This is a genomic window from Streptomyces sp. SID14478 (assembly GCF_010548525.1).
Classification (GTDB): Bacteria; Actinomycetota; Actinomycetes; order Streptomycetales; family Streptomycetaceae; genus Streptomyces.
In genome coordinates this window covers 1-257 of sequence record NZ_JAAGMG010000663.1, presented here as the reverse complement: position 1 = coordinate 257, position 257 = coordinate 1, and the positions used below count along the sequence as shown (strand labels likewise).

Genomic DNA, 257 nt, shown 5'->3' with positions numbered 1-257 from the left:
CCGGCGGCCGCGTGGTCGCCGACGCTCACCAGTAGCTGACCCGTGGCGACGACGCCCTGCGCCGCGAGCCGGTCCAGGTGCCCGGTGACGGCGGCGCGGCCGTCCGCCGCCTCCTCGGTCTCGACGGCCTGCTGCTCGACGACCGCGGTCTGTTGCACGTGCACGACCTCCAGCGGGCTGTGCGTGTCCCGTGCGATCCGCGCCGCGGCGTCGACGATTGCGGCGGCCTTGGCATGTGCGCCGACCGCGACGACGAC

General features: G+C 75.9%; 1 pseudogene. It reads right to left on the bottom strand.

Going from position 1 to position 257, the window contains the following annotated elements:
• Window positions 1-257: pseudogene (locus G3I40_RS21785) on the bottom strand (MFS transporter); the annotation flags it as partial.